Source organism: Vibrio sp. QJM3NY_27 (assembly GCF_057785955.1).
The window spans coordinates 2,198,718-2,223,469 of the sequence record NZ_CM173511.1; the positions used below are offsets into that span (position 1 = coordinate 2,198,718).

The following is a 24,752-nucleotide window of genomic DNA, read 5'->3' on the forward strand; positions in this document are numbered from 1 at the left end:
AATAATTCTCAATTAAATTTTAATAACACTGCCCACCAATACCCCTTTAGGGGTATATAAACTTCAACGTGATTGAAGTCACTACCATTAATTGATCTAAGACAAGCTATATCCAACACGTAACAAAATGTGTTTGTTTATGAATTAATATAAACAGGAATTCTCCAGTTCTTAATTTGAATAGCAAACTCACAACGCTTGGTATAAGAATCAGTATATTGGAGATATCACTGTGAAAAAGCATTGGATACGTAATTCGGTCACAGCACTATTAATGGTTAGCGCATCACTAGCAAGCGCGACCAGTTTTGCTGCGTCTGAACAAAAAGAAATTGGCGATCCTCGTAACGACCAGTTCGAGCAAAACCACCCAGATCAATATCATTCATGGAGACAGACTTCAGAAAGCGAAGTTATTGAAGATGCACTAAAAGAAGATCCCAACATGGTTATCATGTGGGCTGGCTACGGCTTCGCAAAAGATTACAACAAGGCACGTGGTCACTTTTATGCGATTGACGATGTACGACAAACGCTTCGTACTGGCGGCCCAACAGACGAAAGCTCAGGCCCAATGCCAATGGCATGTTGGAGCTGTAAGAGCCCAGACGTAGCACGTGTTATTGAAGAACGTGGCGAAGATGGTTATTTCGAAGGTAAATGGGCGCGTCTTGGCAACGAGATCATTAACCCTATTGGCTGTTCAGACTGTCACGATACCCAAAGCGAAGGCTTTAAGAATGGTGAGCCAGCACTGAAGGTGACTCGTCCTTACGTTGAACGAGCATTTGAAACGATTGGTAAAAAGTTTGATGAACAAAGCCGCTTAGACCAACAAGCTTCTGTTTGTGCTCAGTGCCACGTGGAATACTACTTCACAGGGCCAACCAAAGGTGTGAAATTCCCTTGGGACCAAGGTACAACCGTTGGCGACATGGAACGTTACTATGATGCAATCAACTTTAAAGATTGGACGCATAAAGTATCGAAAGCACCCATGCTGAAAGCACAGCACCCAGGTTTCGAAACATGGCGCGAAGGCATCCACGGTAAGAACAAAGTCGTTTGTGCTGACTGTCATATGCCGAAAGTGACTAAAGAAGATGGCACCGTTTATACCGACCATAAAGTGGGTAACCCATTCGACCGCTTCGAAGATACCTGTGCAAACTGTCACACTCAATCGAAAGAAACCATGCGTAACATCGTTTCAAGCCGTAAAGCGCAAGTGCTGAACATGAAGCTGACAGCCGAGAAACAAATCGTTGCTGCTCACTTTGAAGCAGGCGCAGCATGGGAAGCGGGTGCGACAGAGCAAGAGATGGAACCGATCTTACTCGATATCCGTCACGCTCAATGGCGTTGGGACTACGCTATCGCGTCTCACGGTATTCATATGCACGCACCTGAAATCGCTCTAGAAGTGCTAGGTACTGCCGTTGACCGCGCAGCCGATGCTCGTACTAAGATTGTTCGTCTACTGGCGAAGAAAGGCATCACCGATCCAATCGAGATTCCAGATATCTCGACAAAAGAAGCGGCTCAAAAAGCGCTTGGAATGGACATGGATAAGATGAATGCTGAGAAACAACACTTCTTAGACACGGTTGTTCCTAAATGGGAAGAGCAAGCTGAAAAGCGTGAAGCCAACTACGAATACTAGTTTCTTCAATTAGACCATTACGTAAAAACCAGTCACACTATTGTTGTGTGGCTGGTTTTTTTAGGTTTTGGGGGGAATACACATCAATATCGATACCCCTAATCCACTCGCCAATTCAAGGAATAAACAATGAAAACCTTACTTTCGCTTGCGGCATTATGTATTGCACTACTCAGTTCAGGCGTTCACGCCTCTGAGCGTGCTGAGACAGGGTGGGAATTAATAGAGAAAGGTGCATTAGTGGTTGATGTCAGAACACCTGCAGAGTTCGAACAAGGGCATCTAGATAACGCCATCAACTACCCTCTTTCTGAAGTAGCTACTCACTTCGCCAATATAGAGAAAGACCAACTGATCGTTCTGTATTGCCGCAGTGGCAATCGTTCAGGGCAAGCTTATCAGTTCTTGCGTGCTCAAGGGTTTACTCAAATCCATAACGCAGGTGGATTAATCGAAATGCAAGAAAGCCAATAGCTTGAGAGATTAATGGCTTTAGAGGCTAATCAGGAAGAACAGCCTATTGACCAAGCCTAGCGGATCATCTGTTTGGCTTGATTGATCGAATGAATAATTGAAACGCGATCAATGCCCTTTTGATTGGAATCGAGAATTTGAGTCCACGCATCGATCGCTTGTTGATAGCGCATGCTGATGAAGTGATCGGTCGCAATCAGCATCAATGCCGTACGATCATTGGGATCAAGCTGCATTGAGAGCTCCAACAACGCATTAACATCATCACTCATCGCTTGAGAGCTAAGATAATAAAGTGCGGTTGCTTTGGCAGCATAGAGGCCAGAAGGTGCTTGAGGATCTAAGCGAATCGCATAGTCGTAGCAAGTGAATGCCGCATCGAACTCCCCTCTCTGCATGTACACACCACCAAGCTTAAACCACAAGTCGGATTGATTCGGGTCTTGTTTGAGGCTTTGTTGAAGCTCATCTTCGAAATCTGTCGCCGTGTAGTTATTGCTATCATCCAAAGGAAGTTGAGGTAACTCTTGTTTCAGTTGAGACCAGACCAGCACGCTCAAAGCCACTGCAGTAAGAGAAATCACCACATTGCCTTTTAGATGACTGCCATTGTTGTTCGCGGCAATAACGATCACAATCAAAAACAGGCTCATTAGTACCAACGCAACCAACAACCAGATATCCATTTCACACTCCTTTTTTATTCCCCTCTACTCTATCGTTTTCATCTCCTCGCTATATTGATCAAGGTTTAGCTATCGATATTTTGACGATCACAGTTCAACGATAAAGTCAGAGCAAGATCCACACATAGCAGGCAATAAAAAACCGAGCACTTAGGCTCGGTTTTTTCATTGGTAAGCTAAATTACTTAACGTAATCGAGATTACTCAGTGTCTTGCTCGCTATCACTTTCAGAGTCAGAAGCATCTGATGCTTGCTCTTCACTTGATTCAGAAACGACCGTTCCTTCTGCATTAACTGTTTCTGCGTTTACTGCGTCAGCATTTGCTTCTTCAGTTTCTTCGCCTTCAACAATCTCAGCTTCTTCTACTTCGTCGATACGTTGTAGACCTACAACATTCTCGTCTTCAGCAGTACGAATCAGTGTTACACCTTGAGTGTTACGACCAACTTGGCTCACTTCCGCTACGCGAGTACGTACTAATGTACCTGCGTCGGTGATCATCATCATTTCATCGCCTTCTTCAACCTGAACAGCACCAACAACTGGGCCATTACGATCAGAGACTTTGATAGATACTACACCTTGCGTTGCACGGCCTTTCGTTGGGTATTCAGCCAGCTCAGTACGCTTACCGTAACCGTTTTGAGTCACAGTTAGGATATCGCCTTCGTTTGAAGGAACAATCAGTGAAACCACTTGATCGTCTTCTGGAAGCTTCATACCACGAACACCAGAGGCAGTACGACCCATTGGGCGCACTTTGTCCTCGTTGAAGCGAACAACTTTGCCCGACTTCGAGAACAGCATGATGTCGCTATTACCATCAGTAATATCAACGCCAATCAGTGAATCATCGTCACGTAGGTTAACTGCGATTAAGCCGTTAGCACGTACGTTTGCAAATTGATCCAGTGATGTCTTCTTAACTGTACCGTCGCCTGTTGCCATGAAGATGAATTTCTCGTTAGAGAACTCAGAAACAGGCAGGATAGCCGTAATACGCTCACCTTCTTCTAGAGGAAGAATGTTAACGATAGGCTTACCACGAGCGGTGCGGCTTGCTTGAGGCAGTTGGTAAACTTTCAGGCGGTACGTTTTACCACGAGTAGAGAAACATAAGATGTTATCGTGAGTATTAGCAACAAGCAGACGCTCAATGTAATCCTCATCTTTCATCTTAGTTGCACTCTTACCTTTACCACCACGACGCTGAGCTTCGTAGTCGCTTAGGATTTGGTACTTAACGTAACCTGCGTTAGAAAGCGTTACTACAACGTCTTCTTGAGCAATTAGCTCTTCCATGTCGATGTCATGAACCGCTGCTGTGATTTCTGTACGACGTTCGTCGCCATAGATATCACGTACCGCTTCAAGTTCTTCACGGATCACTTCCATCAAACGCTCAGTGCTTGCAAGGATATGCATTAGCTCAGCGATCTCTTCTAGAAGTGCTTTGTATTCGTCTAGAATCTTCTCGTGCTCAAGGCCAGTTAGGCGGTGAAGACGAAGTTCTAGAATAGCTTGCGCTTGAGTTTCCGTTAGGAAGTATTGACCATCACGGATACCGTATTGGTCTTCAAGCCAATCTGGACGAGCTGCATCAGTACCAGCACGTTCAAGCATTGATGCAACGTTACCAAGATCCCAACCACGAGATACTAGACCAACTTTAGCTTCTGCTGGTGTTGGTGCGTTCTTGATCAGTTCAATGATTTCATCAATGTTTGCAAGCGCTAAAGATAGAGCTTCCAAGATATGTGCACGGTCGCGCGCTTTCTTCAATTCGAAGATAGTACGACGTGTCACAACTTCACGACGGTGATCAACAAAACACTTCAACATATCTTTAATGTTGAAAAGTTGTGGTTGGCCGTTGTTTAGGGCAACCATGTTGATGCCGAAAGTAGTTTGCAGTTGAGTTTGTGAGTAAAGGTTGTTTAGTACAACTTCACCGACAGCATCACGCTTACATTCAATAACAATACGCATACCATCTTTATCAGATTCGTCACGTAGTGCACTGATGCCTTCAACTTTCTTGTCTTTTACAAGTTCTGCAATCTTCTCGATCAGACGAGCTTTGTTCACTTGATATGGAATTTCAGTAACGATAATTGTTTCTTTACCGTTCTTTTCCATTTCAATGTTCGCGCGCGAGCGCATGTAAACTTTGCCACGACCAGTCTTATATGCATCAACAATGCCCTTACGGCCACTGATTAATGCTGCTGTCGGGAAGTCTGGACCCGGGATGTAGTCCATTAGCTCATCAATAGTGATGTCTTCATTATTGATAAATGCTAAACAGCCATCAACAACTTCGCCAAGGTTATGTGGCGGGATGTTGGTAGCCATACCTACTGCGATACCAGAAGCACCGTTAACCAATAGGTTTGGTATTTTTGTTGGTAAAACTGCTGGTATTTGCTCGGTTCCATCATAGTTAGGAACGAAGTCAACCGTATCTTTATCAAGATCCGTTAATAGCTCACCAGCTATTTTTGACATACGAACTTCGGTATAACGCATTGCCGCAGCTGAATCGCCGTCAACCGAACCAAAGTTACCTTGGCCATCGACTAACATATAGCGTAGTGAAAACGGCTGAGCCATACGAACAATTGACTCGTATACCGCACTATCACCGTGTGGGTGATATTTACCGATTACATCGCCTACTACACGAGCAGACTTTTTATATGCTTTGTTCCAATCATTACCTAGTACATTCATCGCGAACAAAACGCGGCGGTGTACTGGTTTTAGGCCATCACGCACATCTGGAAGGGCACGACCAACGATGACGGACATCGCGTAGTCTAGGTATGAACCTCTAAGCTCATCTTCAATATTTACGGGCGTGATCTCTTTCGCTAGATCGCTCATAGAGCCATTTTCCCTCTATAGTCAGATCGTATTTTTGAATACGTATAAGACCGAAAAATATAACACAAATTTACCTACGGAGGCATCACTTTCCCTCTCCTTTTACCATCTTGTGACCCTTGTAGCCAATCTATTGATGAGAAATTGCACCTCAGCGTCATATCTTGCTGAAACATGGTCACTTTACACCCAATAAACTAGCAAAATTGTAGATCTTCTGGTCAGCAGGAAAAGGCAAGTTATAATGCCTGCAATTTCATGGATGCATTATTTAACTTGGAAATGCCGATTATGACTAAATCACAGAACGTAGACCCAGCAGAAATCAAAAAATTCGAAGACATGGCGTCGCGCTGGTGGGATCTAGAAGGCGAGTTTAAGCCACTACATCAAATCAATCCGTTGCGCTTAAATTACGTGCTAGAGAAAACCGAAGGCCTTTTTGGTAAGAAAGTTCTCGATGTTGGCTGCGGCGGCGGTATTCTGGCTGAAAGCATGGCTGTAGAGGGTGCGGTAGTCACCGGACTAGATATGGGTAAAGAACCGCTCGAAGTCGCTCGTCTGCACGCATTAGAAACCGGCACCAAGCTCGATTACATCCAAAGCACCATTGAAGACCATGCAGAGCAAAACCCACAAACTTACGATGTGGTGACGTGCATGGAAATGCTAGAGCATGTTCCTGACCCACAATCAGTTATCTCGGCTTGTTCAAAATTAGTGAAACCGGGCGGCCATGTGTTCTTCTCAACATTGAACCGTAACTTTAAGTCTTACCTGTTCGCTATTGTTGGTGCAGAGAAGTTACTTAAGATAGTGCCTGAAGGTACTCACGACCACGAAAAGTTCATTCGCCCTGCTGAGCTTATCAAAATGGTTGATAACACTCCGCTTCAAGAACTAGGGATTACAGGGCTGCACTATAACCCGTTAACGAACACCTACCGTTTAGGCCAAAAAGTCGATGTGAACTACATCGTTCACACTCAAAACTTGGGCTAAAAAATATCGGTAGCCCTACCGTAAAATATTTTGTAAAAAAGACGAATGAAAAGAGTTGCAATTACCATAAGTTTGCGACTTTTTTCAGTCTAAATTTCGTGCGCTAGCTTCCATTTTGACCACCTCGATTTAAATTTAATCGTCCAAAATCCATTGCCTATTTTACCCAAAGATCAAGGGATTTTTTTTTATGGGCGTGCAAAAATAAAGCATCCTTAAAAGGCGACTTTTGTACAATCAAGTCACGTCTAACGTCATCAGTTAGTGGTCACTTACAGTTTTTTTTCAATCCACCACTTATCCACAAGCAACCCCATTTCTTTACCTTGAAAAATATCAGTTGTAGCACTATCTTGTAACCCAACAAACAAATGACCCCTATATGTTGTGTTTGAACTACAATATATGGGTAGACCAAGATCACAAAGCCGAAACGTAATTTACAAAAATTACACAGAAATACACAAAAACACGGCCTTGTTCAGTTTTGTTAGGGAAATTAAGCAGAATGAACCAACAACTTACTGTTACCAAGCGTAACGGGCGCAAAGAAACGATCGATTTAGAGAAAATCCATCGAGTGATCACATGGGCAGCTGAAGGCTTGCACAATGTTTCTGTATCACAAGTAGAATTGAAAGCTCACATTCAGTTTTACGATGGCATTACCACGACTGACATTCATGAGACAATCATCAAGTCAGCAGCGGATTTAATCTCTGAAGAGACTCCTGATTACCAATATCTAGCAGCACGTCTGTCAGTGTTCCATCTACGTAAAAAAGCGTACGGTGAATACGAGCCGCCTGCTCTTTATGACCACGTTGCAAAACTGGTTGATATGGGTAAATACGATAGCCACCTAATGGAAGACTACACGAAAGCTGAATTCGAAGAGCTTGACGCGTACATCGACCACAAGCGTGACTTAAACTTTTCTTACGCGGCGGTTAAGCAGCTTGAAGGTAAATACTTCGTGCAGAACCGTGTAACAAAAGAAATCTACGAGAGTGCTCAGTTCCTTTACATTTTAGTTGCTGCGTGTTTATTCGGTAAATACCCGAAATCGACTCGTCTTGACTACATCAAACGTTTTTACGACGCATCGTCTACGTTTAAGATTTCTCTACCTACACCAATTATGTCTGGTGTACGTACGCCTACTCGTCAATTCAGTTCATGTGTACTGATTGAGTGTGGTGACAGCCTTGATTCTATCAACGCAACAGCAAGCTCTATTGTTCGTTACGTATCTCAACGTGCTGGTATTGGTATCAACGCAGGTCGTATCCGTGCGCTTGGTTCTGAAATCCGTAATGGTGAAGCGTTCCACACTGGCTGTATCCCTTTCTACAAATACTTCCAAACAGCAGTAAAATGTTGTTCTCAAGGTGGTGTTCGTGGCGGCGCAGCAACAGTGTTCTACCCACTATGGCACGGTGAAGTTCAGTCTCTATTAGTACTGAAAAACAACCGCGGCGTTGAAGAGAACCGTGTTCGTCACATGGATTACGGCGTACAGCTGAACAAGCTAATGTACTCTCGCCTAGTTCAAGGTGGCAACATCAGCCTGTTCTCTCCTTCAGACGTACCTGGCCTTTACGACGCGTTCTTCGAAAACCAAGAGCGTTTTGAAGCACTTTACGTGAAGTACGAAAACGATCCTTCAGTGAAGCGTGAAACGGTTAAAGCCGTTGAGCTATTCTCTCTGCTAATGCAAGAGCGTGCTTCTACTGGTCGTATCTACATTCAGAACGTTGACCACTGTAATACACACAGCCCGTTTGATTCTGAAGTAGCCCCTGTTCGTCAATCGAACCTATGTTTAGAAATCGCGCTACCAACTAAGCCGCTTTCTAACGTAGAAGATGACGAAGGTGAGATTGCACTATGTACGCTTTCGGCGTTTAACCTAGGCGCAATCAACGAGCTAGACGATCTGGCTGAACTTTCTGAACTGGTTGTTCGTGCTCTAGATGCGCTACTTGATTACCAAGACTACCCGCTTCCAGCAGCACGTAAGTCGACAATGAACCGTCGTACTCTAGGTGTGGGTGTAATCAACTACGCATACTACCTTGCGAAGAATGGTGTTAAGTACTCTGATGGCAGCGCAAATGGCCTGACTCACCGTACTTTTGAAGCAATTCAATACCACTTGCTAAAAGCGTCTGTTGAACTAGCGAAAGAGCAAGGCCGTTGCCCATCTTTCCACGAGACCAACTACGCGAAAGGCCTACTACCAATCGATACTTACAAAAAAGATATCGACTTAGTATGTGAAGAGCCACTGCACTACGATTGGGACACGCTACGTGAAGAGATCATGGAGCACGGCCTACGTAACTCTACACTGACAGCGCTTATGCCTTCTGAGACTTCGTCTCAAATCTCGAACGCGACTAACGGTATCGAGCCACCACGTGGCTATGTATCAGTTAAAGCGTCGAAAGACGGCATCCTGAAGCAAGTTGTTCCAGATTTCCTAAATCTTAAAGAGAACTACGAGCTACTTTGGAACATTGGTACTAACGATGGTTACCTGCACTTAGTGGGTATCATGCAAAAATTCGTTGACCAAGCTATCTCTGCAAACACTAACTATGATCCAAGTGTTTACGACAGCGGTAAGGTACCAATGAAGCAGCTGCTTAAAGACTTGCTAACAGCGTACAAGTACGGTGTTAAGACGCTTTACTACCATAACACTCGTGATGGTGCTAAAGACGACCAAGGCGATGCAGTTCAAGTGCCGGAAGAAGATTGTGAAGGCGGCGGTTGTAAGATCTAAACCGCAATAAACATTAAGACCCCAGAGAAGTTATCTTCTCTGGGTTTAAAGCATTAACAGGGTCCGTTTTATTGCGGGTCTTTAAAGGATTTGAGGCATTTATGGCTTACAGTACTTTTTCTCAACAAAAAAATGACCAACTAAAAGAACCAATGTTCTTGGGTCAGTCGGTAAACGTTGCACGTTACGACCAACAGAAATTCGAAATCTTCGAAAAGTTGATCGAAAAGCAGCTTTCTTTCTTCTGGCGTCCAGAAGAAGTAGACGTGTCTAGCGACCGTATCGACTACAACAAGCTTCCTGAGCATGAAAAGCACATCTTCATCTCTAACCTGAAGTACCAAACGCTTCTAGATTCTATCCAAGGCCGCAGCCCTAACGTTGCCCTACTTCCTTTGGTATCACTGCCAGAAGTTGAAACTTGGATTGAGACTTGGTCATTCTCTGAAACGATTCACTCTCGTTCATACACGCACATCATCCGAAACATCGTGAATGATCCAGGCGTAGTATTCGACGATATCGTTGAAAACGAAGAGATCCTGAAACGTGCGAAAGACATCGCGTTTTACTACGACGACTTGATCAAGCTGACGGCTGACTACCACCGCTACGGTGAAGGAAACCACAACATCAACGGCGAAGACGTTAAGATTTCACTTCATGACCTGAAGAAGAAGCTTTACGTATGTCTAATGTCTGTAAACGCACTGGAAGCGATTCGTTTCTATGTAAGTTTCGCATGTTCATTTGCATTCGCTGAGCGTGAGCTAATGGAAGGTAACGCGAAGATCATCAAGCTAATCGCTCGTGATGAAGCACTTCACCTTACTGGTACACAGCACATGATCAACTTGCTGCGTAATGGCCAAGATGACTTCGAATTCATGCAGATCGCTGAAGAGTGTAAGCAAGAGTGTTTCGACCTATTCAAAGAAGCGGCTGAGCAAGAGAAAGAGTGGGCAGAATACCTATTCAAAGATGGTTCTATGATTGGTCTAAACAAAGATATTCTTTGCCAATACGTTGAGTACATCACTAACATCCGTATGCAGGCTGTTGGTCTAGGTACTGCTTACCCAGAAGCAACGTCGAACCCAATTCCATGGATCAACGCTTGGTTGTCTTCAGATAACGTTCAAGTTGCTCCACAAGAAGCTGAAATCAGTTCTTACCTAGTTGGCCAAATCGACAACGAAGTAAAAGCTGACGACTTTGAAGGGTTTGAGCTGTAATGCCAACAATCAAAATCAACAAGCTGACTTCGATTGAATCTAACCCTTCAAATACTCTATTGGAAACAATGGAACAAGCAGGGTTAGAGCCAGAATACAACTGCCGAGATGGCCACTGTGGCGCTTGCCGCTGTACGTTGGATTCTGGTGAAGTCGAGTACGTTGGTTTTGCTATGGCTTACACACAAGCCAATGAAATTTTGCCATGCATCTGCAAAGCAAAAACTGAGTTATCGCTGAGTAACGTTCTTCATCGAAGTAAACAGAAACGTGCATAGACTGTTTTTCTTTAACGCATTTTTTCTTTAAGTTCTTTTTATTTAAAGAATATAAGAACTAAAAAGGGTCCGCTTCCTCTAGGAATGCGGACCCTTTTCTATTTATGTCTTTAGGAATCTGAGACGACTCGCCTCTCACTCAACCAAAGCCTTTCTGCTAGCTCGCTGCCACAAAGCCAAACCAGACGTTTACTACTGAATAAGGTTCAAAGTCACTGAGCCAATGTAACAAGCGCTTCGGCACTCTCCGCAGCCGTTACACTTATCTTTGTCCACCGTAGGCAACTCCCCTGCTTCGATTTGAATCGCACTTGCTGAACAAGCGGTTTGGCACGCATTACAATCCATTTGCATGTAATTGTTACAGCTATCAGCAAAGCTAGGCTTCAAGTCAATATAAGGCGTGACCGTTGGATGAAGCGCGCCAGTCGGACACACTTCACTGCACTTGTTACACATAGAACAACTGTTGTAATCCAAATTCAGCAGCGCACTGCCCTCTAGCATCTCTATGACACTATTCGGACACGTATGCTCACACAGCCCACAACCGTCGCAAAGACGTTCAAACAGCACCTCATCGACCGCTTTTGGCGGCCTTGCATACGAGCGTTGTGACTTCTCTTCATAATTCGCGGCGGCTTTAACCGGTTTAGAAAGTCGAGTTAAGAAACCACGCCTATTTGAATTTATTTGTTCAGGCATTAATCGATATATAACTTTTTAGTAGCAACGTTTAAATTATATTCAAATGTTAATTGCTCAAGCCAATATATTACATCACTTGATAGCTTCTTATAAAAAGATAACTCTGATGCTGAATTAAATCTCTCTAAATAAACTGATGACCAAGTTAATAAATGAGACTCTAATAATTCACGAGATGAATCAATATTATTATTTTCTAACAAATACGCATGTGCGAGTAGCATTAAACCAAATTGGTCTTCTGGCTCTCTTAAGCCTGTATCTAACTCAATATGATTCAATTCTAAAAACTGTCGATATTCCACAGTCGATGCGCCAAACACAATACGGTCTTTATCGAGATAAACAGAGCCCCAAGGCGGTGCTGGCATGTCGCCAACGCCTTCAAACAGTCGACTAAACTCTGCAGCGAGCGCATCTTCCTGTTCGTTTTGGAGTGCCAGTAAACAATCTTCTGATAAAACTTGGCTCTCTACTAAGGCCTGAACAATATCTATTAACTGTTCTTTATTAGTTGCTTGATAAAATAATGAACCGAGCAATTTATGCGTATCAATAATCATTCTTATTTATACCGTAATTGGTTTAACGACAATTATATAAATAATACGATTGGATTCTTTGATCTATTTTATACATTCGATTCATAATATTTTAATTCCGATCTTATTTGATGCCAATCAATCAATAATTAGAAATAAAAACATAGAGACTAAACTACCTATAAAGTGCTAGTCATCAATAACAATAGGCATCTTAGAATGACGAATAAGAAAGAATCTGGGGTAATGAATCTTACTCGAAGAGGCTTCATGAAAGCTTCTTCTGCGGTAGGTAGCGCAGCCGCACTCGCGGGCGGTATCGCTTTACCTTTCAAATCCAAACCAGTAGCGGCTGCGGTTGCTGAGAGTGTGGATGAGAAAATCGTATGGAGTGCATGTACTGTAAACTGTGGCTCTCGCTGCCCATTACGTATGCATGTGCAAAACGGTGAAATCAAATACGTAGAAACCGACAACACTGGTACTGACGAATACGGTCATCACCAAGTTCGTGCTTGTCTACGTGGTCGCTCTATGCGCCGCCGTGTTTACAACCCAGATCGCCTGAAATACCCGATGAAACGTGTGGGTAAACGTGGTGAAGGTAAATTCAAACGTATTAGCTGGGAAGAAGCTTACGATGAAGTTGCTGGCACCATGCAACGCCTTATCAAAGACTACGGTAACGACACCATCTACCTAAACTACGGGACAGGTACACTTGGCGGTACAGTAACTAAGTCTTGGCCACCAGCACAAACGCTGATTGCTCGTCTAATGAACCTAAGTGGTGGTTATCTAAACCATTACGGTGACTACTCAACAGCGCAAATCGCGAAAGGCTTGAGCTACACCTACGGTGGTTGGGCAAACAACAACTCTTTCTCTGACCTAGAGAACACTAAGCTTAACATCCAGTTTGGTAACAACCCTGCCGAGACACGCATGTCTGGCGGCGGTCTGATCCACCACTATGTAGAAAGCAAAAACAAATCGAACGCAAGAACGATTATCATCGACCCTCGCTACACCGATACTGCCGGTGGCCGTGAAGATCAATGGATCCCAATTCGTCCTTCTACAGATGCTGCATTGGTAGCGGGTCTTGCACACGTAATGATCACTGAAGACCTTGTCGATAAACCGTTCCTAGACAAATACTGTGTCGGTTACGACGAGAAAACTCTGCCTGCATCGGCGCCTAAAAACAGCGACTACAAATCTTACATCCTAGGTTTAGGTGAAGATGGCGTAGAGAAGACACCAGAATGGGCTTCTAAGATCACCGGTATTCCCGTTGATACTATCGTCAAGCTTGGTCGCGAGATGGGCACAGCGAAACCATGTGCGATTCACCAAGGCTGGGGCTTACAACGCACTGCGAACGGTGAGCTAGCGTGTCGTGCAATCGCAATGCTGTCATTACTCACCGGTTCTGTGGGTGTATCTGGCGGTTCAACAGGCGCTCGTGAAAGTGACATCAACATTCCGTTTGTTCGCTTCCCTACTGTGCCAAACCCAGTTGAAACTTCAATTTCAATGTTCATGTGGACAGACGCGATTTACCGTCACCATGAAATGACCGACATCACTGACGGTGTTCGCGGTGCAGAGCGCCTTAAGAACCCAATCAAAATGATCTGGAACTACGCAGGTAACTGCATCATTAACCAACACTCAGACATCAACAAGACTCACGCGATTCTTCAAGATGAAAGTGCGTGTGAAATGATTGTTGTGGTTGATAACCATATGACTTCTTCAGCGAAATACGCCGATATCATCCTGCCAGACTTAACAACGTCTGAGCAAGACGACTGGTGTATGGATGGTAAAGCAGCGAATATGCCTTACTTCATCTACGCGCAGAAAGCGATCGAGCCTCAGTTCGAAGCGAAATCTATCTATGAAATGTGTTCTCAATTAGCGAAGCGCATGGGCGTCGAAAAAGAGTTCACTGAAGGTCGTACACAAGAGCAATGGATTGAGCATCTTTACGCTGAAACTCGTAAGAACGATCCAACACTGCCAACTTTCGAAGAGATGAAAGAGCTGGGTATCTACAAACGTAGCTATGACCACCACTACATCGCTTACGAAGATTTCCGCAAAGATCCTGAAGCGAACCCACTGACAACACCAAGCGGCAAGATCGAGATCTACTCAGAGCAACTGGCTGATATCGCGAAGACTTGGAAACTGAAAGAAGACGAAGTAATTCATCCACTTCCGATTTACGCGGACTCTTTTGAAGGTCATAACGATCCACTAGCAGAGAAGTACCCACTTCAGCTAACCGGTTTCCACTATAAGGCTCGTACTCACTCGACTTACGGCAACGTTGCTGAAATCAAAGCAGCAGCACCGCAAGAGTTGTGGATCAACCCGATTGATGCTCAAGAGCGCGGTATTAAAAATGGCGACATGGTGAGTATTTTCAACGACCGTGGCGAAGTACACATTCCAGCGAAAGTGACACCTAGGATTCTTCCTCGAGTTGTCGCACTAGGCGAAGGTGCATGGTACGCACCAGATGGTCAGAAGATCGACCATGCAGGCTCTATTAACGTGCTGACCACTCAGCGCCCGAGCCCACTTGCTAAGGGTAACCCTCAGCATACAAACCTAGTTCAAATCAAAGCGCTAAACAAAGCATAAGGTAGGTTGGAATGAAACAATACGGCTTTTACATTGATTCAAGTAAATGCACGGGTTGTAAAACCTGTCAGCTTGCTTGTAAAGATTATAACGATCTAGACATCAAAACGAACTACCGTCGCGTATACGAATACGCAGGTGGTGGCTTCACTCAAGATGGTGATACCTGGGTTCAGAAAGATGTCTTTTCTTACTACCTTTCTATCGCTTGTAACCACTGTACTAACCCAGCGTGTGTGAAAGTGTGTCCTTCGGGCGCGATGCACAAACGTGATGAAGACGGTTTGGTCGTGGTTGATGAGAGCGTATGTATTGGTTGCCAGCACTGTAGCAATGCGTGTCCTTACGGCGCACCACAATACAATGCTAAGAAAGGTCACATGACTAAATGCGATGGTTGTTACCAACGTGTTTCTGAAGGCAAACAGCCTATCTGTGTTGAGTCTTGCCCACTTCGTGCATTGGAGTTTGGCGAAATCAATACACTTCGCGAGAAGTACGGCTCTGGTGCGGATGTGGCTCCACTGCCATCTTCAACAGAAACGCTACCAAACATCGTGATTAAGCTGAACAAAAACGCGAAGCCGACTGGCGATACCAGTGGTCACCTAGCAAACCCGAAGGAGGTGTAAGATGATTTTTCATGAGTGGTCTTTAATCTTCTTTACGGTGCTAGCGCAAACGGCGGTTGGTGGTTACTTACTGATTGGCGCACGTGCACTGGTACTTAGTCATGACGAAGAGAAGCTGAACAGCTACAAGGTTCCAATGTTCATTCTATGGGCACTGATGGGTCTTGGCTTCATGTTCTCGACAACGCACCTTGGCTCTCCACTGCGCGCGTTTAACGCTTTTAACCAACTAGGCTCAGCTTGGTTGTCTAACGAAGTGTTCTTCGGTGCAGCATTCTTTGCTGTCGGTGGTCTGCAATGGCTATTGTCTGTGCTTAAGAAAGGTGGCGTAGCTATCCAGAAAGCACTGATGGTTGGCGCGATGGTGTTGGGTGTTATCTTTATGTACGCGATGATCAACGTATACATGATCAACACAGTACCAACGTGGGACAACATCTACACGCCACTGAGCTTCATCATGACCATGGTTGTGGGTGGATTGCTGCTATCTCAGTTCGTGATTGTACTCGCAAACGACAGCCGCTTTACGGTTGACCGTAACATCACCATGCTAGCTGTTATCGCAGTTGCTATCAGCTTGCTCGTGACAGTAGGAAAACTGAACCTAATCGGTGACATCCAAACTTCAGCGGCAAAAGCGTCTGAGTTAGTCGATGGTTTAGGTAGCTATGTAATTCTTCAAGTGGCACTGCTAATGGCAAGCTTGTTGATTTGGATTCTACCTATGCTGAACAAAGCAAAAGTGAACCCAGTAAACCTTGGCTTAGCACTAGTATTGTTCTTGGCTTCAGAGTTAATCGGCCGTGGTTTGTTCTATAGTCTACATATGACAAGCGGTTTGTAATCAAGTTCCTACAGACATGAGTTACGTGTAAACATAGCTGCTTGTTTGGTTATCTAGAAGGCTAGATAAACTAAAGGCCCAACACCTATTTAGATGTTGGGCCTTTTTATTTCGTTTTTTCTCGCGTTTTTAGTACAGACTTGGTTAGCTCGCCTAAATACTTACTTAATAATAGCCGCTGGAATAAACATGTCTTTCAATCGCTTAACCGAAGAGTAAGTACCAAACATCGGTTTGTTGTCTAAATGCCTTCTCAGCATATCGGCGGCAACGGTCTTAATCACGTTACGTTGGTCTTCGCGTGAGTACTGACGATAAAATTCAAGCACCTGGCCCCACTCGCCTGCTTCGGTCGACAATGCAACGCTGAATGTGTTGCCCTCTAACTTGCCAGTCACCAAAGCGAGCTCAGTACCGCACTTCTCTCTTGTTGCGCCAGCCAGAGCAAAGGTTGCAGCTAATGGATCGCTCTTCTCAAGTTCACTCTCTTTTGGCTCAGCCATCAACCACGAATGCCCGAAGCAATCTTCTACCTGCTCATTCAATTGCAGCCACGCTGACAATGCGCCTTTGGTCGACACTTCAGACACAGATAACGTCTTCTTTTTCTCCGCCATGATGTGTCCAATATGATCAATCATAGGCTCATCAACACTGACGACATTACTTTCTAGTAGCTTGTAAACCATTTGCAGAAACTTAACGCGAGTTTCTAAGTCTGCCTTAGGACCAAACAGTTTGACCTCAATGAACGGCAGATAAGAACGGTAGCCAAGTTCATAGCCGGCAGGAAGCTTAAGCTGATCTAACACATCCGAGATACCCGACTCAGACAACCCAAACGTAAACAGTCGACTGCATTCAGAGGCAACCACTTGAGGGTAAGTACGCGACAAATCAGGAAGAATCTCAAACGTGACCATGCGTTTGAATTCACTCGGTACACCCGGAGTGAAATAGAAAGTCGCATCGTTGATTTTCAGTTTGAAGCCGCAAGCCGTGCCCACAGGGTTATCGACAATCTCTGAACTCGCTGGTAACAAAGCTTGTTTAAGGTTGCTATCCGGCATCGGCATACCACGTCCAGAAAACATCTCTTCCATACGAGTTAGCCATTCAGGGAACATGACGAGTTTCTGCTCTGAAGCCGCCGCCGCCGCCGCCGCACTCATGTCATCAGTTGTCGGTCCTAAACCACCATTAACGATAACCACATCATAGTTAAAACTCAGCATCAGCAGTTCTTCAACTAGAGCATTCATTTGGTCACCCACAGTCGAACGTTTCGCTAGGGCAAAACCGTGCTGATAAAACTCAGCAGACATCCAAGCTGCGTTTGTGTCTACAATGTCCCCATGAAGAACTTCTTCACCAGTGCTTAACATTGCGATTTTCGTCATATTTCTATCCTTTGTAGTCATAAAAAGACACTGCATTATTTACAAACTGGTCTATGGTTGAGTTTGAGACATTTCACCTTTTCACAAATATTAATAATGTTAAATCTAAGGTTTTCTTAGGAAAAGCAATAAATTATTAGTTCCCTAAATCAGGCATTTAATAGATAATTGTGACTCTGATCAATTCTTAACTTCTCATGGAGACCCTTGTGGCCAAATCACCGTTACTAACGAAGGTTACTGCTGCATTTTCAATGCTAATGTCAGTTAACTCGGTTGCAAGCCAATACGACTTCGACCAACCAATCAACCTTTCTTACTCGGATGAATGTGCTCAAGATTACTGTGTTAATGAAAGCTTGTACACCTACAAGCCTAGCAAGAACTATGCACTAAGCGAATCAAGTGATCAGTACGATCTAACGATCGATAAGCAACCAATCTACCTTACTGTCAGCGATGGCAAAGATTGGGATTACTTAATGGGTCAAACCTACACCATTCTTGGCCTAAGTGTCGCAACCGTTGGTCTAATGACTCTTTTACCTGAAAGTATCACTAAGTGGGATGATGACCAACGTGATATCAGCGCACTGGGTAAAAAATGGAAAGATAACGTTTCCGAAGGCCCAGTATGGGATCGTGACGAACACTTCCTAAACTACGTGATGCACCCGTATTTCGGTGGTGTTTACTACACCGCAGCTCGACACGCAGGTTACGATGAGTTTGAGTCTTTCTTATACTCTTGGACCATGTCGACATTCTTCTGGGAATACGGCGTAGAAGCGTTTGCTGAAGTACCATCATGGCAAGATCTGTTTATCACACCATTCTTTGGTGCGGTTGTCGGTGAAATGATGCTAGAAGCAGAACAAGATATCGTTGCTTCAGGTGGTGAAGTGATGGGCTCTCAAACCATGGGTGATGTGTCTCTATTCTTCCTAAACCCTGTTGGCCACATCCACTACTGGGTAAGTGACGCTTGGGGTGGTGATGCAGAAGTTAACCTGAATACTAACCCTTGGTGGGACAACCAAGACGCTGCGCGATTCGCCTACGATGCTGGCGCACGATACGATTCTCAATTTGTTGGTATGAACTTTAAAGTAACGTTCTAAATCGTCTTTCAGTCTATGAATTTCAAGTTACTGCATTCCTAATAAAAGCGACAACTCTTCTAAAAAGCGGCTCTCTAGCCGCTTTTTTTGTGCCCTACTCTTCATTCTCTTTTTTTACTTCACAGCTTAGTTTCAAAAATTGACGTAGGTCAAACATTGTTCGATGTAAACTTCTACACTGAAATTAAAGAACTTTATCGCGTGATATCAAACATTTAATTAGAAACGAATCATTGAAACTTTGGGGGCTGATATGAACAGTACATTTATCGTAAACTTTATCGGAAAAGCATCACCAGCAACAATCAAACAACTTGCTGCTGTTACTCACGAAAACGACGGCAAATGGCTCATCAGTAAAGTTAATTTTATTGAAGACCAGGTCGCAGGCGTACTTAAGGTTCAACTTCCAGCCATCAACGAATCGATTGTGAAAGAGGCTTTCAGCGCCAATACTGACTTGATCGTGCAGTTTGTTGATTCAGACCACACTCACAACGCACAAGATACAATCCATCACTTAAGGCTCGACTCTAACGACAGAGCCGGTATCGTCAACGAAGTGACACATGTATTAGACAGACAAGGGATCAGCATTCTCGATATGGACTGCCACCGTGTCTTTATCGCTGGCGGCGGTGGCGTTAGCTCAAGCCTATTTACTTCCAAGATTGCCGTTAAGCTGCCAATTGAAGTTCTGATTGATGATGTCGTCAACGAGTTAGAAACGCTCAGTGAAGATACTCGTGTGATGATTGAGAGTTAAGTTACCTACCCTCCCGACAATGGATTCGTTGTTGGGAGGCTAACTAATGAGAAATACACTTCACTTACATAACTTACAAAAATACGAATAAAAAGGATAGAAAAACATAACCTAGACATATGAAACCAAGCATTTATATGAATTTATTGTTATCATAGATATCTTATATAATTTAGTAGCTTAGGTTGATACATGGAAAGAAAAAGGTCGAGTTGGCAACTCAATGCCATCTCAGTAATCCTTCTCACAACACTATTTAGCGGCTGTAAAAGCGGCCATGAAAATAATGACAGTGGAACAACAACGACAGGAACCAGTACTGGTTCATCCTCTTCCCCGGTTACTGTTAGCCTCCCTAATAGTGTTTCATTTTCTGAACCACAATCAGGGTCAAAAACAGAGTCGATCACCGTTTCTCTTTCCGAAGCCTTAAGCCAAGATCTAACCTTGACGATCTCAACCAGTGACGTAACGACACGTTCCAGTGGTGCGTTCAAGAACTACGATGTTATCTCTAGCCAAAACGTCAAAATTGCGGCAGGAGCAACAAACGCAGATCTGCCATTAAACCTTGTGCACAATAATCTGTATGAAGGAAGCAAAACTCTTCATTATTCTATAAGCGCAGATGGTAGCGATCTATATAAGATCGACAATGCTCAAACAAATGTGACGTTATCCGATAGTGATTCTGAACCAAGTATTCGCTATAGCGACACCAGCAAAGTGGTCTTAGAAGGGGATAGTGACAGCAGTAACATTGAGTTAAGCCACTATTCCTACCAAGATATTACCGTTACGCTAGAAAAAAGTGGGATAGCTTCAAATGATGATTACACCAGTAATCTTAGTAGCATGACTATTACGATTCCCGCCGAAAGTTTAACGCACGCAATAAAAGTAACAGCCAAACAAGATAGGCTAAGTGAAGGGGGGGAATCGGTTATATTCACCATGTCCAGTAGCGGAAATACCTCGATCGATAGCGATCACAACTCGCTGTCATTTTATATACCCGGCGATAGAGGGATTAACGATACGGGTTTTGCTACCTACTCTGATGGTGCAACCCACGATTTAATATCTGCGCCAGCCAATTACCCCGGGCAAGATGCCAACTATGGTTTAGATAGTACTAACGGTACAGACCACTCAGACGGTCAATACGGCTTTAAATTCACTAAATTAGATTACAGTGGCAACATTCTTCCAAATAGCGCCACGGATTGGTCTTGCGTTCGAGATGAACGAACAGGTATGTATATTGAAGCCAAACAGCAACCAATCGACTTACCAAATCAAAGCGCAATCGATCAATGGTTAGAAGATTACGCCAATGCCCCTGATGCAAACCCGTACCCATATTCGACAAAATCGGCCTACTGGCGCAGCGCTGCCTACCAATACACATGGTATGATTCAGTTTCCACAACGAATGGCGGTTCTGCCGGTCATAAAAATGATGAGCTTCTGGCTGACGGACCAATTTCTTCTGCGTGTGCTTACTCGACCAATTCTTCAGGTAATAGACGTTGTGATGCCGAAGGTTACTTAGCCAACCTAAATAGCTTTGGTGCATGTGGCGTCAATAACTGGCGTTTGCCTTCTCCGGCAGAAGCTCGTTCATTTATTAACTATAATGTGGGCACTATTGACCCAACGACTGTTGATTACTTCCCATACATCAAGAATGTGAGCTCTGTTGGTACTATTTTTACGCAGTCCACTTCTGTTGGAGCCAGCAGCAGTGCATGGTGTATGGATACATCAAGCGGGCAAATGAAACTTTGTAACAAAGGGACTTATCAAGGTGTTATCGCAGTAAGTGGAGTAGTCGAATAATGAAACTTAAATATTATGTTATAGCAGCCCTATTTGCTCCGAGTTTAGGCTCCGCTCAAACCTGTGTTGAAAATCAACCCGCTTCCCAAACTGATGGTCAATTCATCGACCGCCAAGATGGAACGATCTTAGATATACACACCAACCTGTTATGGGCCAAATGCAGTCTCGGGGAAACCTATGATACAGAAAGTAATCTTTGTAGCGGGTTCCCTACGAACTACATCTCTTTTCAAGATGCTTTGGCCGCGGCGGCTGATACAACATTAACAACAATTGGATCTCAAAATAGTTTTAGACTACCAAATATCAAAGAGCTTGGTTCCATTGTTGATTACCGCTGTACCCAGCCAGCTATTAATCTAAGTTACTTCCCAACAACAATAAATGCACCTTATTGGACAAATACTCCGGACAATAATGGTATCAATACTAATCACGACGGATTGATAATTGACTTCACAGAAGCACAAGAAGTAACCACAAATTCAAGTGGGATGACCCTTATCCGCTTAGTAAAAGAATTGAACGAGTAAAACACTCTTTCATCAAGTAAGAGTCCAAAATCAAAAAGAGCAGCTCATTGGCTGCTCTTTTTATTGTTCTGAAGCTATGACTCAGTTACTTTACTGACCACTGCGACAGAGAACGTTTGAAGTCGTCATAGCCAAACTCATTCAATTTTTGAATTTCGCCATTGCTGCGCTCACAATAGATAGACGGCATTTTCAAACCATTGAACCAATTCAGTTTCACCATGGTGTAACCAGCACTGTCCAACAGATGCAGCTTTTGACCAATTTTCAGAGGCTCATCAAAGCTCGCTTCGCAGAATTGGTCGCCCGCAAGGCATGAACATGAACCAATCACATAGTCGTGACTGCCTGTTTCTGAGGCTTCCAATACCGATGCTGGTTCATTGTAGATAAGCGTATCAAGACGGTGTGCTTCGGTTGCTGAATCGACAATCGCCGTTTTCTTCACGTTCTCAACAATATCAACTACTGTCACAACCAAGTCAGTTGTTTTAGTGATGATGGCTTCGCCCGGCTCAAGGTACATCTGCACGCCGTGCTTTTCAGAGAAGGCTTTTAGCGCAAGACCAAGCTTTTCAATGTCATAGCCCGGCCATGTGAAGAACACACCACCGCCCATGCTCACCCAGTCCAATTTATCTAAATGCTCACCAAACTGTTCTGAGATTGAATCAAGTAGGCCGATAAACGCATCAACGTCTTTGTTCTCACAGTTCATGTGGAACATCACGCCATTAATCTCATCAAAGATCTCAGGTTTGATGTGATCAGCTTGTACGCCCAAACGAGAAAATTGACGCGCAGGGTTTGCTAAGTCTTGCCCTGCATAGCTCACGCCCGGATTTAAACGTAAACCCAGCGAAGCCTTACCTTCAACGATATGACGGTACGCTGCGAACTGGCTTTGTGAGTTGAAGATCATCTTGTCGCAGATATCGGCAACTTCTCTAACGTCATCTTCGCTGTAACCGACACTGTAAGCGTGCGTTTCACCACCAAAGGTTTCGTGGCCAAGTTTTACTTCGTATGGACCAGAGCTTGTCGTGCCATCGAGGTAAGGTTTGATGATTTCAAACACACCCCATGTTGAGAAACACTTGAGTGCCAATACCAACTTCACACCTGAAATCTCTTTCAGCTGCTTAGCTATCTCTAAATTCGCAATCAACTTATCTTCGTTGATCATGAAATAAGGCGTTTTTAGTTCGTTGTTTTGCATGTTAATACCTTGCGGCCCTCGAGTTCACGAAGGCACATGATAATCGAACAAAGCCGACGCAACAGCATCGGCTTGTAATTATACGTTCTCGTCAATCATATGACTTTGAATGGAATTCGCAGAGCTTTGACCTTGTCGCTAGGACATCGCGCGGAGTTTACGAACGTAAATGAGCACGATGGACAACGCGACGAGGGCAAAGAACCAGAAATTACTTCAAAGTGTGGATCAGAGGTAGACCTTGTTTAGGCTCTAGCTCTTGAACATGCCAATCTAGACCGATTTCAGGCATCGTTGCAAGGAACGGGTCTGGGTTTAGCTGTTCCATGTTGAACACGCCTTTGTCAGCCCATTCACCACGGAAGAACTGAAGTGCAGCCGTAATTGCAGGAACACCGGTTGTGTAAGAGATTGCTTGGTGCTCAACGTCTTCGTAAGCCACTTCGTGGTCTGCGTTATTGTAGATGAATACGCTACGCTCTTTACCGTCTTTCTTACCTTGAACCCAAGTACCGATACACGTTAAACCTGTGTAACCCGGAGCTAGAGATGTTGGATCTGGTAGCAGCGCTTTAAGAACATGTAAGGGCTGAACCACAGTGCCGTCATGTAGCGTTAGCGGATCAGGGCTAAGAAGACCGATGTCACGCATGCAGTTGAAGTAGTTCAGGTATGCATCACCAAAGCCCATCCAAAATTCGATACGCTTAGCTGGGATGAACTCTTTCATTGAACGCACTTCATCGTGCGCCATTGAGTACACCTTGTGAGAGCCACAGTTAGGGAATTCAAACTCAAGCATACGAGAGTGACAAGGTACTTGTTTCCACTCTTCATTTTCCCAGTAGAAAGAATCGCCTTGGATCTCAAGCATGTTGGTTTCTGGGTCAAAGTTTGTCGCAAACTTCTTGCCGTGATCGCCAGCATTCACGTCCATCACGTCAATTGAGTCAATCTCATCGAACAAGTGCTTAACCGCGTACGCTGCAAAGATTGATACCACACCTGGATCGAAACCCGCGCCAAGAATACCTGTGATGCCCGCTTCAGCGAACTTCTCACGGTAGCCCCACTGCCAATCGTAAGCTTGTGGTACTTGTTGACCTTCAGAACATAGGTCAACCGCTACCGATGTATCTAGGTAAGAGACTTTAGATTGGTAACACGCTTCCATGATCGCCATGTTTACCCAAGGAGGACCAGCGTTGATCACAAGATCAGGCTTAACTTCTTTAATCAAAGCAACAAGCGCATCAACATCGTCAGCGTCTACTGAACGTGCTTCTAGTTTCTTAGTTGAATCTTTAAGGTTGTTTTTACCTTTGATCGATTCGATGATTTTTTCACATTTCGCGATTGTGCGCGAAGCGATTGTGATATCACCCAGTACTTCGTTATTTTGTGCTGCTTTATGTGCAACAACCCAACCAACGCCGCCTGCACCAATTTGTAGAATAGCCATAG

General features: G+C 44.2%; 20 protein-coding genes. 13 read left to right on the plus strand and 7 right to left on the minus strand.

From position 1 onward, the window contains the following. Positions 1–232 precede the first annotated feature (232 nt). Complete coding sequence (gene nrfA / locus AC3CIA_RS09785; protein ID WP_017101428.1) at positions 233–1,663, plus strand: ammonia-forming nitrite reductase cytochrome c552 subunit; 1,431 nt, start codon at positions 233–235, stop codon at positions 1,661–1,663. Between the two features lie 129 nt (positions 1,664–1,792). Further along, a complete protein-coding gene (locus AC3CIA_RS09790) occupies positions 1,793–2,137 on the plus strand; it encodes a rhodanese-like domain-containing protein (protein ID WP_171316060.1) in 345 nt (114 codons plus the stop codon). A 56-nt stretch (positions 2,138–2,193) separates the two neighbouring features. Here AC3CIA_RS09790 and AC3CIA_RS09795 read toward each other — a convergent pair whose 3' ends face one another. Beyond that, entirely contained in the window at positions 2,194–2,823 is a 630-nt protein-coding gene (locus AC3CIA_RS09795; RefSeq protein ID WP_488518059.1) for a TPR domain-containing protein, read from the minus strand. A 200-nt stretch (positions 2,824–3,023) separates the two neighbouring features. Then, entirely contained in the window at positions 3,024–5,711 is a 2,688-nt protein-coding gene (gyrA, locus tag AC3CIA_RS09800) for a DNA topoisomerase (ATP-hydrolyzing) subunit A (RefSeq protein ID WP_004733368.1), read from the minus strand. A 258-nt stretch (positions 5,712–5,969) separates the two neighbouring features. Here gyrA and ubiG point away from each other — a divergent pair, with 258 nt between their 5' ends. The 4 genes from ubiG (at position 5,970) to yfaE (ending at position 11,017) form a co-directional block, all read left to right on the plus strand. Further along, a complete protein-coding gene (gene ubiG / locus AC3CIA_RS09805; protein ID WP_474356347.1) occupies positions 5,970–6,713 on the plus strand; it encodes a bifunctional 2-polyprenyl-6-hydroxyphenol methylase/3-demethylubiquinol 3-O-methyltransferase UbiG in 744 nt (247 codons plus the stop codon). A gap of 508 nt (positions 6,714–7,221) precedes the next feature. Then, a complete protein-coding gene (nrdA, locus tag AC3CIA_RS09810; RefSeq protein WP_108176287.1) occupies positions 7,222–9,504 on the plus strand; it encodes a class 1a ribonucleoside-diphosphate reductase subunit alpha in 2,283 nt (760 codons plus the stop codon). Between the two features lie 101 nt (positions 9,505–9,605). Then, entirely contained in the window at positions 9,606–10,739 is a 1,134-nt protein-coding gene (gene nrdB, locus AC3CIA_RS09815) for a class Ia ribonucleoside-diphosphate reductase subunit beta (protein ID WP_004733365.1), read from the plus strand. Continuing rightward, entirely contained in the window at positions 10,739–11,017 is a 279-nt protein-coding gene (yfaE, locus tag AC3CIA_RS09820) for a class I ribonucleotide reductase maintenance protein YfaE (RefSeq protein WP_017078714.1), read from the plus strand. Before nrdB ends, yfaE begins: the two co-directional genes overlap by 1 nt. Before the next feature lie 192 nt (positions 11,018–11,209). On the opposite strand, the gene napF is transcribed toward yfaE, so the two are convergent. Together napF and AC3CIA_RS09830 are read right to left on the minus strand one after the other, a co-directional pair. After that, on the minus strand, positions 11,210–11,722 hold the full coding sequence (napF, locus tag AC3CIA_RS09825; RefSeq protein ID WP_054547353.1) for a ferredoxin-type protein NapF: 513 nt from the start codon (positions 11,720–11,722) through the stop codon (positions 11,210–11,212). After that, positions 11,722–12,288, minus strand: a complete 567-nt coding sequence (locus tag AC3CIA_RS09830; protein WP_474356345.1) for a molecular chaperone TorD family protein — start codon at positions 12,286–12,288, stop codon at positions 11,722–11,724. The genes napF and AC3CIA_RS09830 overlap by 1 nt, the downstream gene beginning before the upstream one ends. 198 nt (positions 12,289–12,486) lie before the next feature. Between AC3CIA_RS09830 and AC3CIA_RS09835 the strand changes: the two genes are divergently transcribed. From AC3CIA_RS09835 to AC3CIA_RS09845, 3 genes are read left to right on the plus strand one after another with little or no spacing between them, the layout of a single operon-like run. Next, positions 12,487–14,925: a DmsA/YnfE/YnfF family dimethyl sulfoxide reductase gene (locus AC3CIA_RS09835; protein WP_488518060.1), complete on the plus strand. Its 2,439-nt coding sequence runs from the start codon at positions 12,487–12,489 to the stop codon at positions 14,923–14,925. An 11-nt stretch (positions 14,926–14,936) separates the two neighbouring features. After that, positions 14,937–15,557, plus strand: coding sequence for a DMSO/selenate family reductase complex B subunit (locus tag AC3CIA_RS09840; RefSeq protein WP_004733360.1), 621 nt, complete (start codon positions 14,937–14,939; stop codon positions 15,555–15,557). A 1-nt stretch (position 15,558) separates the two neighbouring features. Further along, positions 15,559–16,404: a dimethyl sulfoxide reductase anchor subunit family protein gene (locus AC3CIA_RS09845; RefSeq protein ID WP_488518061.1), complete on the plus strand. Its 846-nt coding sequence runs from the start codon at positions 15,559–15,561 to the stop codon at positions 16,402–16,404. A gap of 161 nt (positions 16,405–16,565) precedes the next feature. Here AC3CIA_RS09845 and AC3CIA_RS09850 read toward each other — a convergent pair whose 3' ends face one another. Then, positions 16,566–17,804: a CinA family nicotinamide mononucleotide deamidase-related protein gene (locus AC3CIA_RS09850; protein WP_488518062.1), complete on the minus strand. Its 1,239-nt coding sequence runs from the start codon at positions 17,802–17,804 to the stop codon at positions 16,566–16,568. A 209-nt stretch (positions 17,805–18,013) separates the two neighbouring features. On the opposite strand from AC3CIA_RS09850, the gene AC3CIA_RS09855 reads away from it, so the two are divergent. From AC3CIA_RS09855 to AC3CIA_RS09870, 4 genes are all read left to right on the plus strand, one after another. Then, positions 18,014–18,925: a DUF3943 domain-containing protein gene (locus AC3CIA_RS09855; RefSeq protein WP_017083899.1), complete on the plus strand. Its 912-nt coding sequence runs from the start codon at positions 18,014–18,016 to the stop codon at positions 18,923–18,925. Between the two features lie 253 nt (positions 18,926–19,178). Further along, complete coding sequence (locus AC3CIA_RS09860; RefSeq protein WP_010438087.1) at positions 19,179–19,691, plus strand: glycine cleavage system transcriptional repressor; 513 nt, start codon at positions 19,179–19,181, stop codon at positions 19,689–19,691. Positions 19,692–19,883: 192 nt separating this feature from the next. After that, positions 19,884–21,533, plus strand: coding sequence for an Lcl C-terminal domain-containing protein (locus tag AC3CIA_RS09865; RefSeq protein WP_488518063.1), 1,650 nt, complete (start codon positions 19,884–19,886; stop codon positions 21,531–21,533). Then, positions 21,533–22,069, plus strand: coding sequence for an Lcl C-terminal domain-containing protein (locus AC3CIA_RS09870; RefSeq protein ID WP_146457118.1), 537 nt, complete (start codon positions 21,533–21,535; stop codon positions 22,067–22,069). The genes AC3CIA_RS09865 and AC3CIA_RS09870 overlap by 1 nt, the downstream gene beginning before the upstream one ends. Positions 22,070–22,154: 85 nt before the next feature. On the opposite strand, the gene nspC is transcribed toward AC3CIA_RS09870, so the two are convergent. Together nspC and AC3CIA_RS09880 are read right to left on the minus strand one after the other, a co-directional pair. Beyond that, complete coding sequence (gene nspC / locus AC3CIA_RS09875; RefSeq protein WP_488518064.1) at positions 22,155–23,288, minus strand: carboxynorspermidine decarboxylase; 1,134 nt, start codon at positions 23,286–23,288, stop codon at positions 22,155–22,157. A gap of 211 nt (positions 23,289–23,499) precedes the next feature. Next, positions 23,500–24,750 (minus strand): carboxynorspermidine synthase, encoded by a 1,251-nt coding sequence (locus AC3CIA_RS09880; protein WP_237290216.1) that lies wholly within the window; start codon positions 24,748–24,750, stop codon positions 23,500–23,502. Positions 24,751–24,752: the final 2 nt, after the last annotated feature.

Coding starts and splice junctions, on each gene's coding strand:
- ubiG (WP_474356347.1), top strand. CDS start 5,970: ATGGATGCATTATTTAACTTGGAAATGCCGATTATGACTAAATCACAG.
- AC3CIA_RS09865 (WP_488518063.1), top strand. CDS start 19,884: ATGGAAAGAAAAAGGTCGAGTTGGCAACTCAATGCCATCTCAGTAATC.
- AC3CIA_RS09850 (WP_488518062.1), bottom strand. CDS start 17,804: ATGACGAAAATCGCAATGTTAAGCACTGGTGAAGAAGTTCTTCATGGG.
- yfaE (WP_017078714.1), top strand. CDS start 10,739: ATGCCAACAATCAAAATCAACAAGCTGACTTCGATTGAATCTAACCCT.
- AC3CIA_RS09880 (WP_237290216.1), bottom strand. CDS start 24,750: ATGGCTATTCTACAAATTGGTGCAGGCGGCGTTGGTTGGGTTGTTGCA.
- AC3CIA_RS09835 (WP_488518060.1), top strand. CDS start 12,487: ATGACGAATAAGAAAGAATCTGGGGTAATGAATCTTACTCGAAGAGGC.
- AC3CIA_RS09830 (WP_474356345.1), bottom strand. CDS start 12,288: ATGATTATTGATACGCATAAATTGCTCGGTTCATTATTTTATCAAGCA.
- AC3CIA_RS09795 (WP_488518059.1), bottom strand. CDS start 2,823: ATGGATATCTGGTTGTTGGTTGCGTTGGTACTAATGAGCCTGTTTTTG.
- AC3CIA_RS09790 (WP_171316060.1), top strand. CDS start 1,793: ATGAAAACCTTACTTTCGCTTGCGGCATTATGTATTGCACTACTCAGT.
- nrdA (WP_108176287.1), top strand. CDS start 7,222: ATGAACCAACAACTTACTGTTACCAAGCGTAACGGGCGCAAAGAAACG.
- AC3CIA_RS09840 (WP_004733360.1), top strand. CDS start 14,937: ATGAAACAATACGGCTTTTACATTGATTCAAGTAAATGCACGGGTTGT.
- AC3CIA_RS09860 (WP_010438087.1), top strand. CDS start 19,179: ATGAACAGTACATTTATCGTAAACTTTATCGGAAAAGCATCACCAGCA.
- gyrA (WP_004733368.1), bottom strand. CDS start 5,711: ATGAGCGATCTAGCGAAAGAGATCACGCCCGTAAATATTGAAGATGAG.
- nrdB (WP_004733365.1), top strand. CDS start 9,606: ATGGCTTACAGTACTTTTTCTCAACAAAAAAATGACCAACTAAAAGAA.
- napF (WP_054547353.1), bottom strand. CDS start 11,722: ATGCCTGAACAAATAAATTCAAATAGGCGTGGTTTCTTAACTCGACTT.
- AC3CIA_RS09870 (WP_146457118.1), top strand. CDS start 21,533: ATGAAACTTAAATATTATGTTATAGCAGCCCTATTTGCTCCGAGTTTA.
- nspC (WP_488518064.1), bottom strand. CDS start 23,288: ATGCAAAACAACGAACTAAAAACGCCTTATTTCATGATCAACGAAGAT.
- AC3CIA_RS09845 (WP_488518061.1), top strand. CDS start 15,559: ATGATTTTTCATGAGTGGTCTTTAATCTTCTTTACGGTGCTAGCGCAA.